General features: G+C 39.8%; 14 protein-coding genes. All 14 read left to right on the top strand.

The features are described 5' to 3' along the window. Nucleotides 1–93 precede the first annotated feature (93 nt). The gene (locus K2F45_RS04325) at nucleotides 94–1,464 is read left to right on the top strand and encodes a dipeptidase (protein ID WP_075991107.1); all 1,371 of its coding nucleotides are present in this window, start codon (nucleotides 94–96) and stop codon (nucleotides 1,462–1,464) included. Between the two features lie 61 nt (nucleotides 1,465–1,525). Further along, entirely contained in the window at nucleotides 1,526–2,428 is a 903-nt protein-coding gene (locus K2F45_RS04320; protein ID WP_075991106.1) for a LysR family transcriptional regulator, read from the top strand. Between the two features lie 80 nt (nucleotides 2,429–2,508). Next, a complete protein-coding gene (locus K2F45_RS04315) occupies nucleotides 2,509–3,489 on the top strand; it encodes a c-type cytochrome (RefSeq protein WP_075991105.1) in 981 nt (326 codons plus the stop codon). A gap of 31 nt (nucleotides 3,490–3,520) precedes the next feature. Continuing rightward, a complete protein-coding gene (locus K2F45_RS04310; protein WP_075991104.1) occupies nucleotides 3,521–3,991 on the top strand; it encodes a DsrE family protein in 471 nt (156 codons plus the stop codon). Between the two features lie 5 nt (nucleotides 3,992–3,996). Continuing rightward, nucleotides 3,997–4,911, top strand: coding sequence for a substrate-binding domain-containing protein (locus K2F45_RS04305; RefSeq protein ID WP_075991103.1), 915 nt, complete (start codon nucleotides 3,997–3,999; stop codon nucleotides 4,909–4,911). A gap of 66 nt (nucleotides 4,912–4,977) precedes the next feature. Then, nucleotides 4,978–5,769: a lysophospholipid acyltransferase family protein gene (locus K2F45_RS04300; RefSeq protein ID WP_075991102.1), complete on the top strand. Its 792-nt coding sequence runs from the start codon at nucleotides 4,978–4,980 to the stop codon at nucleotides 5,767–5,769. Beyond that, nucleotides 5,751–6,509 carry an ABC transporter ATP-binding protein gene (locus K2F45_RS04295; protein ID WP_075991101.1) on the top strand — a complete coding sequence of 253 codons (759 nt, stop codon included), beginning with the start codon at nucleotides 5,751–5,753 and terminating at the stop codon, nucleotides 6,507–6,509. Before K2F45_RS04300 ends, K2F45_RS04295 begins: the two co-directional genes overlap by 19 nt. A gap of 122 nt (nucleotides 6,510–6,631) precedes the next feature. Further along, a complete protein-coding gene (locus K2F45_RS04290) occupies nucleotides 6,632–6,853 on the top strand; it encodes a DUF2795 domain-containing protein (protein ID WP_028072584.1) in 222 nt (73 codons plus the stop codon). 147 nt (nucleotides 6,854–7,000) lie between these two features. After that, nucleotides 7,001–7,468, top strand: a complete 468-nt coding sequence (locus K2F45_RS04285) for a hypothetical protein (RefSeq protein WP_083663487.1) — start codon at nucleotides 7,001–7,003, stop codon at nucleotides 7,466–7,468. A gap of 350 nt (nucleotides 7,469–7,818) precedes the next feature. Continuing rightward, nucleotides 7,819–8,808 carry an anthranilate phosphoribosyltransferase gene (trpD, locus tag K2F45_RS04280; protein ID WP_075991100.1) on the top strand — a complete coding sequence of 330 codons (990 nt, stop codon included), beginning with the start codon at nucleotides 7,819–7,821 and terminating at the stop codon, nucleotides 8,806–8,808. A gap of 1 nt (nucleotide 8,809) precedes the next feature. Next, a complete protein-coding gene (locus tag K2F45_RS04275) occupies nucleotides 8,810–9,436 on the top strand; it encodes a phosphoribosylanthranilate isomerase (protein ID WP_075991099.1) in 627 nt (208 codons plus the stop codon). Next, entirely contained in the window at nucleotides 9,433–10,617 is a 1,185-nt protein-coding gene (trpB, locus tag K2F45_RS04270; protein WP_075991098.1) for a tryptophan synthase subunit beta, read from the top strand. Before K2F45_RS04275 ends, trpB begins: the two co-directional genes overlap by 4 nt. A 3-nt stretch (nucleotides 10,618–10,620) precedes the next feature. Continuing rightward, the gene (gene trpA / locus K2F45_RS04265) at nucleotides 10,621–11,382 is read left to right on the top strand and encodes a tryptophan synthase subunit alpha (protein ID WP_075991097.1); all 762 of its coding nucleotides are present in this window, start codon (nucleotides 10,621–10,623) and stop codon (nucleotides 11,380–11,382) included. A gap of 184 nt (nucleotides 11,383–11,566) precedes the next feature. Beyond that, on the top strand, nucleotides 11,567–14,032 hold the full coding sequence (locus tag K2F45_RS04260) for a phosphocholine-specific phospholipase C (RefSeq protein ID WP_075991096.1): 2,466 nt from the start codon (nucleotides 11,567–11,569) through the stop codon (nucleotides 14,030–14,032). The last annotated feature ends 348 nt before the right edge of the window (nucleotides 14,033–14,380 follow it).

Genomic DNA, 14,380 nt, shown 5'->3' with positions numbered 1-14,380 from the left:
GTTTTTACATTAGTCGCAACCATCCCCGAAAAGGTTACAACAAATTGAGTTAAATGTCTCGATTTGTGTAAATTTGTTTCAAACACAAACAATATGCAAAACATTAAAGAATATGTAGAAGCAAACAAGCAACGTTTTTTGGATGAGTTGTTTGATTTATTGCGTTTACCATCAGTAAGTGCCGATCCTAAATTTAAAGGAGATGTTGAAAAAACTGCTGAATTTGTTGCTCAGAAATTGCGTGAAGCCGGAGCCGACAATGTAGAAGTTTGTCCTACCGCTGGTAATCCAATCGTTTATGGAGAAAAAATTATCGATCCGGCACTTCCTACAGTGTTGACATATGGTCATTACGACGTACAACCTGCTGATCCATACGAGTTGTGGGATACCCCTCCTTTCGAACCGACGGTTCGTGATGGCAAAATCTATGCACGTGGTTCTGCCGATGATAAAGGTCAGTTTTATATGCATGTAAAAGCCTTCGAATACATGATTAAAAATGATGCATTAGCATGCAACATCAAATTTATGATTGAGGGTGAAGAGGAAGTGGGCTCAGTCAATTTGGGCACATTTGTTAAAGAAAATACAGAAAGACTGAAAGCTGATGTTATTGTTATTTCCGATACATCGATGATCAGCATGGCTCAACCATCGTTAGAAACTGGCTTACGTGGACTTTCTTATGTTGAAGTTGAAGTTACGGGGCCTAATAGAGATTTACACTCCGGCGTATATGGTGGAGCAGTAGCCAATCCGGCGACGATATTAGCAAAACTGATTGCATCATTACATGACGAAAATAATCATATCGCTATCCCTGGATTTTATGATGATGTTGTCGAATTGACGGCTGAAGAACGTAAAGCATTAAATGAAGCACCTTTTGACATTGAAGCATACAAAACTGACCTGGGTATCCAAAATATCTGGGGAGAAAAAGGTTTCACAACATTAGAACGCACCGGTATTCGCCCAACCTTAGAAGTAAATGGTATTTGGGGTGGTTATATCGGTGAAGGCGCCAAAACGGTATTGCCTTCAAAAGCGAATGCAAAAATTTCAATGCGTCTTGTACCAAACCAAAACTCTCACCGTATTACGGAGCTTTTCAAAAAACATTTTGAATCTATTGCACCAGATTATGTGAAAGTAGAAGTTAAACCTCATCATGGTGGTGAACCTGTCGTCACACCGACCGACAGTGTTGCTTACAAAGCGGCAGAAAAAGCCCTGCATGACACCTTTGGTGTTAAACCTATCCCAACGCGTGGTGGTGGTTCGATCCCAATCGTCGCTCTTTTTGAAGAAGTATTGGGTTTAAAGACTGTACTCCTAGGCTTCGGACTAGATAGTGACAACCTACACTCTCCCAATGAAAAGTATGGTATTGAGAATTACCTTATGGGAATATCAACAATTCCTTTATTTCATAAATATTACGCGGAACTAAGCAAATAATTTAGTTTTTCATTAGATAAAGGGTTATTTTTAAATTTTAGAAATAACCCTTTATCGTTTTATGGATTTTGATTTTCGTTTAATTGTATTTTACACTGCGGCTCAGCACCTTAATTTCACCAAAACGGCTTCGGCCCTTTTCATCTCACAACCAGCCGTAAGCAAAAACATCCAAGAACTAGAGAAGAAACTTGGCGTACCACTCTTCGAAAGAAAGGGCAACAATCTTAATTTAACCGATTCAGGTCAAATTCTCTATAAATATGCCCAACAGATTATCAATCTGTATAATCAGGCGGGCCAAGAAATACAGGAGTTGCAGGAAGGGCGAAAAGGAAATCTGGTCTTAGGAGCCAGCACAACCATCTCCCAATATGTTTTACCTGCTCTGCTTGCCGATTTTCTATCCCAATATCCCAACAACCGTATCCAGTCTTTTCAATCCAATAGCCGCAGTATTGAGGAGCAGCTTATCGACAAAACATTGGATTTAGGTATCACCGAGGGGTCTACCGACAACCGAGCGCTGAAATACATTCCTTTTATGAAGGATGAGCTAGTTCTGGTCACAAATAGCCAAAACCCACTATTAGCTCAATTAAAAAATCCAATACTATCCGATATCACGCGCTTACCTTTGGTACTACGCGAGCAGGGCTCAGGTACACGAACAATTATTGAGAATGCACTAAAAGATAAAAGCATTAATCTATCCGAAGTACAGATAGAAATGATCTTGCCTTCAACAGAGAGTATCAAAGGCTACCTTGCTCGTCGCAATAGCTTTGCTTTTTTATCTATTCATACAGTGCAAAAAGAAGTGTTAAATAATCTATTGACCATTGTTGATATTCCACAATTGACAATAGAACGTTATTTCTATTTTACCCATTTATATGGAGGCCTTGCCGGTACGCCCAACCAGTTTCTGCAATTCTGTCTGCGGCAAAACTTCAAGTTATAACCAAATGTTATATCTCATAAACAAACTTCGTTTTAATTCCAGATTTGAGGCGGCTAGATTTGTACAAATGAATTAGCGTAATGGAATATAAAAAACTAACAGATTATTTAAAGGCACTCAGCTGGATCATTGTAGCATTGGTTATTACATGTACGACCTTATGTGTATTTCCACTAAAACATGAGGAAAACAAAAAGCAAACAGATTCTCTTGAAATGCGCAACGACTCGCTTATTACGCACGTTTCCCAATTTAAGGAAATCTCATTCAAAGATAATCCCGAAGGTAAAATGGCCAGTTATGGTGAAAAGCTAATCAAAAATACATACGATTATTTCTATGATGGGGAGGTCAAAATCGGGAACAAGCTTGCCTGCAGCAGCTGCCATCTCAATGGAGGCACAAAGGCTTTTGCCGCCCCTTATGTCGGGCTCACCAATGTCTTTCCAACCTATATTGGACGAGAAAATAAGGTTGAATCACTTGAAGAGCGCATCAACGGTTGCTTTGAGAGAAGCATGAACGGCCGAGCCATTCCTGAAAATAGCAAGGAAATGAGAGCCATTATCACCTATATTAAAAACATCAGCATAAATACAGTTAATAAAGGTCGGTTGGCAGGCCAAGGATTTATAAAAATGGATATTCCCAACCGTGCTGCGGACTTGAAACATGGTCAATTGGTCTTTGAGAATAAATGTACAAGTTGTCATGGAAAGGATGGTCAGGGGCTACCACAAACAGCGGGAAAAGGATATCAATATCCACCCTTATGGGGAAAAGACAGCTACAATGATGGTGCTGGAATGGCACGATTGCTTACCGCGGCTCGTTTTATCAAAGCTAATATGCCTTTAGGCGCAACTTATGATGCACCTCAATTGAAAGACGACGAGGCCTATGATGTCGCAGCATATATCAATTCTTTCGATAGACCTCAAAAAACAAACAAGCAATTGGACTATCCTAATCTAAGCAAAAAACCCAAAGATAGCCCCTATCCACCTTATGCCGATAACGTTAGTACAGAACAACATAAACTCGGACCTTTTAATTTTTAAACATAAATACCCCATTAAATCAATAATAAATATGAAAAAACAATTTACAATCGCTTGCATTTTAGTAGCGATAATGACTATTCAAGCGAAAGCACAGGACAATAAATTGTTGCTCAATAACCATCAATATAGCGGTGCCGTTGCTAAGAAAAAAGCGTATAAAGCCATTTATCAGCTGGACAGCAATGATCCAAAAACAATTGAAAAAGCAATCCGTAATATTAACAATGTTTTGAAAGACCCACGGTTAAAAGGACACTTACAGATTGAGTTGGTTGCATTTTCCGGTGGTACCGAAGCTTACCTAAAAAAGAACAGCCAATATGAGAAACCTTTGAAAGACCTCGTCGAGAAAGGCGTTATCGTAGCCCAGTGCCTGAATACGTTGGAAGAGAAACATATTGCCAAAGAAGAACTATTTGATTTTATAGGCTATGTTCCTAGCGGAAATGGTGAATTAATCTTAAGAGCAAATGAAGGTTGGGTTATCGTTAAACCATAAGTATAATGAAAAATTTTCTACTGCTTGGTCTAACAATAGCATTATTGGGAGCCCAGGAAATTAAGGCACAAGAACATCGTTTTGATCCCCCCTGGAATAATCCACCAGAATCGGCTCTAAATTTTACGGTACCCGGGATAGACAATATTCCAGATTTATATGGTGATATCGAGAATCCGCAGCTTACCGTTTTTTTCGCTGGCAATCAATTTATGGTTGTCGATGATCTACTTGCATCATTCAAAAAAGAATACCCACAATACGAACGTATTTTTGTTGAAACTCTGCCGCCGGGCATTTTAGCTAAACAGATTAAAGGCGGATCAATCACGATAGGCAACCTACGTATTACGCATAAGCCCGATATTTACACAGCGAGCAAACGAGCGATCAACGAGATGGCAGATTACTTCAGCCATACACAGGTTTATTGCTACAACAATATCTGTTTGATGATTCCAAAAGGAAATCCCGCTAATATCAGAACATTGAATGATCTGGGGAATGACAAAGTTCGTATTAGCATGCCTAATCCCCAATGGGAAGGAATTGGGGTGCAGATCAAAGCATCTTATAAAAAAGCCGGGGGCGAACAACTCGTCAAGAAAATCATGGATGATAAGGTCAAAGATGGCAGCACTTATCTGACCAAGATCCACCATAGGGAGAGCCCCATGCGTATATTGTATGGACAGGCAGATGCGGCTCCCGTTTGGGCTTCTGAAGTCGTTTACCAAAAACTAATTGGCCATCCAGTTGAAGGGATCACCATTCCTGATGCGCAAAATACAACGGCAACTTACGTTGCTGCAAAGCTTAAAAACGCCCCCCATACGCAGGCTGCAGATGACTTTTTAAAATTCATGGACTCACCAACGGCCAAGAATATTTACAAGAAATATGGTTTCACAGTAGACTAAAAAAGAAAATGGATAATTAATTATCCATTTTCTTTCTTTACTTTAGGTCAAAATTAGTTGACTTGTATGATCCTATTGCTCAAAAAACTCCATCGGTATTGGTATTTTATCAGCGTTCTACTTGTTTTTCTTCTGTTTTTCCCTTATATCTATTTTTTAGCACGACGTCCCGAAAAAAACTATGCTAGAATCGCCCGTATGCGACGCTGGGTATCAGTTGGTGGTTCGGCCCTAGCTGGTGTATTTTTTAAGGTGAGCTATGAATCAAAAATAGATTGGAACCGTTCCATGGTATTGTGTCCCAATCATACTTCGGTCTTGGATATAACAGCCCTCACCTATTTGTGCCCAGCTCCTTTTTCTTTTATCGGAAAAGCTTCATTGCTTAAAAATCCGGTTACACGTATTTTTTTCAAAACAATAGATATCCCGGTCACAAGAAGAAGTAAAGTATCTTCTTTCAAGGCCTTCCAACGTGCCAATGAACTCGTCCGAAATGGCAGAAGTGTCGTTATCTTTCCAGAAGGAAAAATCGACGATAGTTTTCCGCCACAGATTCATGCATTTAAATCCGGAGCCTTTCGAATCGCTATTCAGAATGACGTTCCCACAGTACCCATTATCATAGAAAATGCCTGGGATATCTTTTTCGATGACGGCTCGAAAAGGGGATCTCGGCCGGGAATAGTTAAAATCCATGTATTCAACCCGATAGAAACTAAAGATTTTAACGATGATAATGCATCAGAACTAGAAAAAGTTGTATACGACAAAATGCATTCCTATTGGATTATGAAGAATAAATCGTATTTTCATAACCTAGAGAACCTCCAAAAAATATGTCAGGAAAGATCTTAATCGAAATCAAGGATATTGCTAGAGAATACCAAATTGGTGCGGAAACAATTCATGCCTTAAGCTCCGTTACACTCAACATCCATAAAGGAGAATTTGTTGCCTTAATGGGGCCTTCAGGATCAGGCAAATCCACGTTAATGAACATTCTCGGTTGCTTGGATACGCCAAGCCGAGGAGAATACATCCTCAATGGGATTAATGTGAGTGACATGACTGACGATGAACTCGCCGAAGTAAGAAACAAAGAAATTGGTTTCGTCTTTCAAACTTTTAACCTGTTACCAAAGAATACAGCACTTGAAAATGTTGCGCTTCCCCTAATTTACGCGGGCTATAATAAAGTTAGACGTGAGGAAAAAGCTACTGCAGCATTGGAAAGTGTCGGCTTAGGGCATCGTATGGATCATAGACCTAATGAACTATCGGGTGGACAACGACAACGTGTTGCTGTTGCAAGAGCATTGATCAACGATCCTTCCATTATACTTGCCGATGAGCCAACAGGAAACCTTGACACCAAAACGTCCATTGAAATTATGGGCCTACTGGAGGAAATTCACTCCAAGGGTAATACCATTATTCTAGTCACACATGAAGAGGATATCGCATTACATGCACACCGTATTGTACGCATGCGAGATGGCTTGATCGAAAATGATTATCCAAACCCAGAAATCAAATCAGTGTCACCAAGACTTGATGCGTTAAACGAAAAGGGAAGTGACTTTGAGAATATCTAAAAATATTATAACGCTAAAAATCAACAACTTATATTAATACAGCAAAAATAACACGTGATTTACTTGCTTAAGTTAAATTAAATCATAGTTTTGCGAAAATAGAGAACTTAAATTGTTTTTATATGTATTGGACATTAGAATTAGCTTCGCATCTAGAAGATGCACCATGGCCAGCAACAAAAGATGAATTAATCGATTACGCTATTCGTTCGGGTGCACCTGTTGAGGTGATTGAAAACTTACAATCTCTTGAGGACGATGGTGAGCCATATGAAAATATCGAAGAAATTTGGCCCGACTATCCAACAAAAGACGATTTCTTCTTCAATGAAGATGAATACTAAAAAATAAAAAACGCCTTTATTCAAAAGGCGTTTTTTATTAAAGACATCGCCCTCTCTTCGGAGACAACTCAGTACGATATCCATAACCTCCCGAAGGTTTTTATTCCATAGTTTTAATCTATTTTGATGAAGACAAGTCTTACAAGTATGAAGATAAAATTAAAGCTATTGTTGTTCATGTTTATTGGCTGTATTGTCAGCCAAAGCCTATTTGCTCAGGAACAACAAACTTCCAATGAACAGGTTGTTGTTTTAAAAAAGTTTGTCCAGCGCTTGAATGATCCTAATTTAGCGACTGATATTATTTTAAGCCAAGATCTAATAACATCAAAAAAACTGGACGAAGATCTACAGGAATACCTATTGGCAAGCATCGATGAAATCAGGATAAATGTACAGAGCAAGGATATCAACCAACTGGAATATCTTAGCTTTGCTCAAGCAGGAAGAAAAGAAACAAGTGATATCGATCTCGAAGGTATTGACCCGCAACAAGTCTACTTTGTCAAATACCTCAAGCGTTTTGTATTTGCAGCAGTCATCCGTGATAGCAAAATTGCCTCTTTTACATTAGTTTCCAAAGGGAACAATAAAGCTCATTTTGTATTCTATTAGTTTTCATTGCCCCTATTTTATCAGACGCCTGCTGTTAGAATCCTTAAATATCACGCTTAGTCTTACACAAATGCACGCTTATCAGGTTTTATTTTAAAGTATATTTGTGAGCAATATTAAGCCAAAGATGCTTTCTTAAAAATTTTTCAATAAAAACACTTGCATTTTATAATTCTATCAACCATATTTGTATTAATAAAAATAACAATGATAACAACTGTATCAAATAAAGCTTGGTGGTGGCACAACGAATAACGTTGTGGCAAACTCCTATTGCATTATTTGATTAATACGTCAAGATATGATGGGCTTGCCTAAATAAGGTAAGCCCTTTTTTTATTTAAATTACCATGAAAGAAATTTTAGCGCATTTATTTGAATACAAGACATTTTCTCGGCAAGAAGCCTACGAGATCCTAACCAACATTGCCATGGGCAAGTATGACAGTCACCAAATTGCGGCATTTATGACGGCTTATGGTATGCGCAGTATTCGCGTTGAAGAGCTTGGAGGGTTTAGAGATGCGATGTATGATTTATGCCTCAAGCTGGATTTTAACGGTTATGATTTAATTGACCTTTGCGGTACAGGTGGGGATGGTAAAAATACCTTCAATATCTCGACAATAGCATCTTTTATCACTGCTGGGGCTGGTTACCATGTCGCAAAACACGGTAATATCGGGGTATCTTCGAGCTGTGGTTCATCCAATGTCATGGAATATTTAGGCTATCAGTTCAGCAACGACAAGGCTGAGCTACAACGCCAACTTGATGAAGCCAATATCTGTTTCCTACATGCGCCATTGTTTCACCCTGCCATGAAAACCGTTGCCCCGATACGTCGTGCATTGGGTGTTAAGACTTTCTTTAACATGCTGGGTCCATTGACAAATCCTTCCAATCCTAGATTTCAGTCTGTTGGTGTATTTAGTTTGGAATTAGCACGACTGTATGGTTATCTATACCAAAATACCAACAAACAATATTCCATTATTCATGCTTTGGACGGTTATGATGAGATATCCATGACCGGTGATTTTAAGGTAATCAACAACCAAGGAGAGAATTACTACAACATGGAAGAACTTGGTTTTACCCCAGTCTCAGCTCAGGAGTTGACGGGAGGTGAAACGATAGCAGATGCCGCCCAGACATTCTTATCTATATTGAACAATCAGGGTACAGATGTGCAGAACAATGTTGTTTTGACGAATGCCGCATTTGCGATTAAGACCTTTAATCCCAAAAAATCTTTTGGTGACTGTTTTTATGAAGCTGAAAGTTCATTGATGGGAGGTAAAGCTTTGCGCAGTTTCCAAAAACTAATCAAAAAATAAAATGGCGATCAAAGTAAAAGTTTGTGGCATGAAATATCCCGACAATATAACCGCTGTAGCCTCCTTGGGCATCGATTATATGGGATTCATATTTTATGATCAATCCAAACGTTATGTTGGTCAAAGCTCCTCCTCATACATTAAGGACCTTGACAGCCTAAGTAAGGTCGGAGTTTTCGTCAATGCCAGCCTTTCAGAAATTCTAGATAAAATAACTGAATTCCAACTAAATGCAATTCAACTGCATGGAAATGAATCTGCGGAATACTGTCTTGAATTGAAAGAAAAATCAGCAGTTAGCATCGTGAAAGCCTTCGGAGTAGATAAAAACTTTGACTGGATACAGCTGGATCCTTACGCTAAAATTGTAGACTACTTTTTATTTGATACAAAAAGTAGTTCCTATGGTGGTACAGGAGTACAATTTGACTGGTCCCTATTGGACCAATACAAACTTACTACCCCCTATTTTCTCAGCGGCGGTTTAGATCCCGAAAATATCAAAACAGCGCTAGAAAGAAATGATCCACGGCTATATGCACTGGATTTAAATTCAAAATTTGAAGTAGAACCCGGCTTAAAAGATATTGAGCTATTAAGCCACAGTATAAATACTATTAAAAAATGAGTATATATCAAGTCAATGAAAAAGGATATTATGGTCCCTTTGGAGGAGCCTATATCCCTGAGATGCTCTATCCCAATGTGAAAGAGCTACGTGAAGAATATCTCAAAATTATCGAAGAAGAGAGCTTTCAGGAGGAATTTAACCAACTGCTCAGCGATTATGTCGGACGTCCTTCTCCATTATATCATGCCAAGCGTCTTTCTGAAAAATATGGAACTACGATTTACTTAAAACGGGAGGACCTTAACCATACCGGAGCGCATAAAATCAACAATACTATTGGCCAAATTCTATTAGCGGAACGCTTGGGTAAAAAGCGCATCATTGCCGAGACAGGCGCAGGACAGCATGGCGTTGCCACAGCTACCGTTTGTGCGCTGAAAGGTATACAATGTGCAGTGTACATGGGAGAAGTTGATATTCAACGTCAAGCTCCAAATGTAGCACGGATGAAAATGATGGGGGCCGAAGTTATTCCCGCAACATCGGGCTCCAAAACGCTAAAGGATGCGACCAATGAAGCTTTGCGCGATTGGATCAACAATCCTGTCGACACCCATTATATCATTGGGTCTGTTGTGGGACCACACCCTTATCCCGATATGGTTGCTCGCTTTCAGTCTATTATTTCTGAAGAAACGAAAAAACAACTATTAGCAAAAACAGGAAGAGAAAATCCAGATATCGTATTGGCTTGTGTCGGTGGAGGCTCCAATGCGGCAGGTATGTTCTATCATTACCTCGATGAAGAATCGGTTCAATTGTATGCCGTAGAGGCAGCTGGCCATGGTGTTGATTCAGGCGAATCCGCTGCGACAACAGCACTAGGAAAAGAGGGCGTTTTACATGGAAGCCGATCTATACTGATGCAAACAGCGGATGGCCAGGTCATAGAACCTTACTCCATATCGGCAGGACTCGATTACCCCGGTATTGGCCCTCAACACGCTTGGTTATTCAAATCCGGCAGAGGTAACTATGTAAGTGTGACTGACGACGAAGCGATGCAGGCAGGTCTTGAGCTTACCCGACTAGAAGGTATCATACCGGCTATTGAGAGTTCTCATGCCCTGGCTTATTTGGAAAAAATACCTTTTAAAGGTGATGAGACTGTCGTTGTCTGTCTTTCTGGACGTGGTGACAAGGATCTAGATAATTATATGAAATACTTTGATTTTTAAGGCATGAATACAATTGAAAAAAAAGAAGGTACTCCCCTTTTATCGATATATTTTACAGCTGGATATCCAACATTGGACAGCACAATAAGTATTGCCAAGAAATTGGAAGAAGCTGGCGCGGACTTTTTGGAAATCGGTTTTCCTTATTCCGACCCAGTGGCAGACGGGCCTGTCATTCAGCACAGTTCAGAAGTCTCTTTGGCAAACGGCATGACCGTAAAAAAGTTGTTCGATCAATTGATTGACCTCCGTAAACATGTTAGCATTCCCGTATTTTTGATGGGCTACTTTAATCCTGTGCTCCAATTTGGTGTTGAAAGATTCTGTGAAGAATGTAAAAATGCAGGTGTAAACGGTGTCATTATACCTGACCTACCCATGGATGAATACGAAGAACTTTACAAAGAGACGTTCGAGAAAAATGGGATTGCAAATATATTCATTGTAACACCGCAGACTTCTGAAGAACGAATCAGAAAAATAGACAGCCTTTCCAGGAGCTTTATTTATTTACTTTCTTCCAATGCAACGACAGGTAAAACACTTGATGTTGGAGACGATACAGCTGCTTACTTCAAGCGGATACATGATCTTCAATTAAAAAACCCATTGATCGTTGGTTTCGGTATCTCCGATAAACCTACCTTTCAAAAAGCAAGTAAGCATACGGCCGGTGCCATTATAGGTACAGCATTTGTCAAACGGCTAAAAGAACCGGATTATCTTACACAGATTCCAGCATTTATTGCGTCTATCAAAGCTTAATATGTAGGCTAGAAATTAGCAAAGCGTTAATTTTTTAATAAGAGTTCGGTCTAAAGTCTTTTTTCTTGGATCGAACTCTTATTTTTAAGGCAGTTTTCGAAAATGTGATTTTTCGAAGAGAATAACTTTGTTGCCTTGATCAACCAAGCAATAGGCAGCCAATCAAATCAATACTGTTATAACCATGGATACGCGAAGAGATTTTTTAAAGAAAGCGGCTATGCTTGCTGGGGGAGCTTCTATCTCCCATGTTATTCCATCCGCTATTGCGAAAGCGATGGCTATAAATCCAGCATTGGGCAGCACATTTTATGATGCCGAGCACGTTGTTTTATTAATGCAGGAAAACCGTTCATTTGATCATGCCTTTGGAACACTGCGTGGTGTAAGAGGCTTCAATGATCCTAGAGCTATCCGTCAACCCAATCGGAATAAAGTTTGGTTTCAGACGCAAAAATCCGGCGAAACATTTGCTCCTTTCCGATTGGATATCAAAGATTCAAAAGTCACCTGGATGGGTTGTCTCCCGCACAACTGGACCGACCAAACAGATGCTCGCAATAAAGGCAAGATGAACAAATGGTTGGATGTAAAACATTCCGGATTTAAAGAATTTTCGAATCTACCGTTGACTATGGGACATTATAGTCGCGAAGATATTCCATTTTACTATTCTCTCGCGGACTCTTTCACAATCTGCGACCAACACTTTTGTTCGAGCATCACCGGCACGAATCCGAATAGGCTTTATTTCTGGACAGCCAATATCCGGGAAAATCTTACAGGAAAAGCCTTGGTTTGGAATGGAGACTCCGAGTTTAGCGGGAAAGCAACATGGACAACTTTCCCCGAACGCCTTTCGGAATTAGGCGTAGACTGGAAAATCTATCAAAATGAAATTTCTTCGAGCAGCGCTGGTTATAGTGGCGAAGCAAATAGCTGGCTCGCCAATTTTGGTTGTAATCCGATGGAATACTTCCCCCAATATCAAGTCAAATATCATCCGCGCTATCGTCAGCTCCTGACATTAAAACAAGAAGATCTCGAACGCAAAATTAGCGAAACAACAGCTGGCGAAGCGCTTGAAAATTTAAAGAAAAATCTCAAACATACGCTAGAAGAATTACAGCTATATACTGCCGAGAACTTTGAAAAGTTCGATGAGCGGACAAAAGATATTCATCGCCGTGCTTTTGTTAACAACAGTGCACAGCCCGATTATATGGAATTGGAAACAATGCATTATCAAGAAGGGGGACAACAGCGCGAGTTACAGATCCCTAAAGGGGATGTTCTGTATCAATTCCGAAAAGATGTCGAGGAAGGTAAACTTCCAACCGTATCATGGCTGGCTCCACCGCAGCTTTTTTCTGACCATCCTGATTCTCCTTGGTTTGGCGCATGGTATGTTAGCGAAATCATGGACATTCTTACCCAAAATCCAGAAGTTTGGAAAAAAACAATCTTTATACTTACATATGACGAGAACGACGGGTATTTTGACCACTTTGCCCCCTTTACAGCTCCAAATCCGGATGATACAGAAAGCGGAAAAGTATCAGCGGGAATCAACCCTGGGTTAGAATATGTACGCCGCGATGAGCAATATTATCCTGAAAGCGGAAGAGAAAGCAATATCGGTCTTGGCTATCGTGTACCGATGATCATTGCTTCTCCATGGACCAGAGGTGGTTGGGTCAATTCGCAAGTGTTTGACCATACCTCCAGTTTACAATTCCTAGAGAAGTTTATTAACCACAAAATCAAGAAAGATATAAAAGAAACCAACATCAGCAGTTGGCGGCGTACAGTATGTGGAGATTTAACTTCGGCATTTAGGCCCTATCATGGCGAAAACATTAACAAACCGATTGTACTAGAACGGGAACCTTTTATCCAAGAGATTCACCAAGCCAAGTTCAAAGGCCTTCCCATGGGCTTCAAAGCGCTCAGCGCAATGGAGATCAAACAAATAGAGCAAGACCCCAGCAGTTCTCCCTACTTCCCAAAACAAGAAAAAGGGCTCCGGGATTCATGTATCCTTCCCTATGAACTTTATGTGCATGGCGAATACCAATCCAAAGGGGATTACTTGGTCACATTTGAAGCTTCAAATAAAATTTTTGGCAAACATGCTGCGGGCTCACCTTTTACCGTCTACCATGCTGCTAGCTACAAAGGAGAAGTTGGAACCTCAAGAAATTATGCTGTTTCTCCTGGAGATCGTGTAACGGACCAATGGTCGCTAGACGCCTTCGATAAAAAAATGTACCACCTCGAAATCTATGGCCCAAATGGATTTTATCGAGCGTTTAAAGGTGACACAAACAACCCAGAGTTAAAGGTCCGCTGTACCTATGAAAAAAGTAAAAATGAATCCGCGTTTACTGGGCGTTTGTCTTTTTCATGTACAAACAAGGGGAAAACAACCCAGCAACTTGTTTTCGAGGATATCAGCTATGGAAAAGAAAAAAGGAGTCTGCAACTTAAAGGTGGGCAATCCATTAGGATACATTTTGATTTGGCTAAGCAAAACTTTTGGTATGATTTCCGCCTCACCTGCGCCGGTTTTCTAAACTTTGAGGAACAATATGCGGGTCGTGTAGAGATTGGAAATGCGGGAAAAAGTGATCCTCTATTAAGCCGATAAACAAAACGAAAGGGAGCATTTAAAAAATGTTCCCATTCTTATAACATCTTCCTGGAATAGGTAAATTTCAGGAATTAAATTACATACGCTGTTATCCGATAAAGTGTTCCGAAAAAAGATCGAACACACTGTACTATTCCTGTATACGACGAACCAGATGATAGAATCCCTTGTACAATAGAATTGCCCCAACAATCAAAAAGATAGCTAACAAATACGAGCTGACCGGATTGATAAATAATAAATACATAACTCTGGTAATTTTTGGTTTTTCATTTGTTACTACAAGTTATAACATTTATCCAAAATATTACAAAAAAAAATTACATATTTTCTTTATTTTTGCTT

The sequence above is a fragment of the Sphingobacterium siyangense genome (assembly GCF_023277505.1).
Classification (GTDB): Bacteria; Bacteroidota; Bacteroidia; order Sphingobacteriales; family Sphingobacteriaceae; genus Sphingobacterium; species Sphingobacterium siyangense.
This window is presented reverse-complemented; position numbering and strand designations above follow the sequence as displayed.

What these genes read in the sequence shown, in the direction of transcription:
- K2F45_RS04325 (WP_075991107.1), top strand. Translation starts at nt 94, where the DNA reads ATGCAAAACATTAAAGAATATGTAGAAGCAAACAAGCAACGTTTTTTG.
- K2F45_RS04320 (WP_075991106.1), top strand. Translation starts at nt 1,526, where the DNA reads ATGGATTTTGATTTTCGTTTAATTGTATTTTACACTGCGGCTCAGCAC.
- K2F45_RS04315 (WP_075991105.1), top strand. Translation starts at nt 2,509, where the DNA reads ATGGAATATAAAAAACTAACAGATTATTTAAAGGCACTCAGCTGGATC.
- K2F45_RS04310 (WP_075991104.1), top strand. Translation starts at nt 3,521, where the DNA reads ATGAAAAAACAATTTACAATCGCTTGCATTTTAGTAGCGATAATGACT.
- K2F45_RS04305 (WP_075991103.1), top strand. Translation starts at nt 3,997, where the DNA reads ATGAAAAATTTTCTACTGCTTGGTCTAACAATAGCATTATTGGGAGCC.
- K2F45_RS04300 (WP_075991102.1), top strand. Translation starts at nt 4,978, where the DNA reads ATGATCCTATTGCTCAAAAAACTCCATCGGTATTGGTATTTTATCAGC.
- K2F45_RS04295 (WP_075991101.1), top strand. Translation starts at nt 5,751, where the DNA reads ATGTCAGGAAAGATCTTAATCGAAATCAAGGATATTGCTAGAGAATAC.
- K2F45_RS04290 (WP_028072584.1), top strand. Translation starts at nt 6,632, where the DNA reads ATGTATTGGACATTAGAATTAGCTTCGCATCTAGAAGATGCACCATGG.
- K2F45_RS04285 (WP_083663487.1), top strand. Translation starts at nt 7,001, where the DNA reads ATGAAGATAAAATTAAAGCTATTGTTGTTCATGTTTATTGGCTGTATT.
- trpD (WP_075991100.1), top strand. Translation starts at nt 7,819, where the DNA reads ATGAAAGAAATTTTAGCGCATTTATTTGAATACAAGACATTTTCTCGG.
- K2F45_RS04275 (WP_075991099.1), top strand. Translation starts at nt 8,810, where the DNA reads ATGGCGATCAAAGTAAAAGTTTGTGGCATGAAATATCCCGACAATATA.
- trpB (WP_075991098.1), top strand. Translation starts at nt 9,433, where the DNA reads ATGAGTATATATCAAGTCAATGAAAAAGGATATTATGGTCCCTTTGGA.
- trpA (WP_075991097.1), top strand. Translation starts at nt 10,621, where the DNA reads ATGAATACAATTGAAAAAAAAGAAGGTACTCCCCTTTTATCGATATAT.
- K2F45_RS04260 (WP_075991096.1), top strand. Translation starts at nt 11,567, where the DNA reads ATGGATACGCGAAGAGATTTTTTAAAGAAAGCGGCTATGCTTGCTGGG.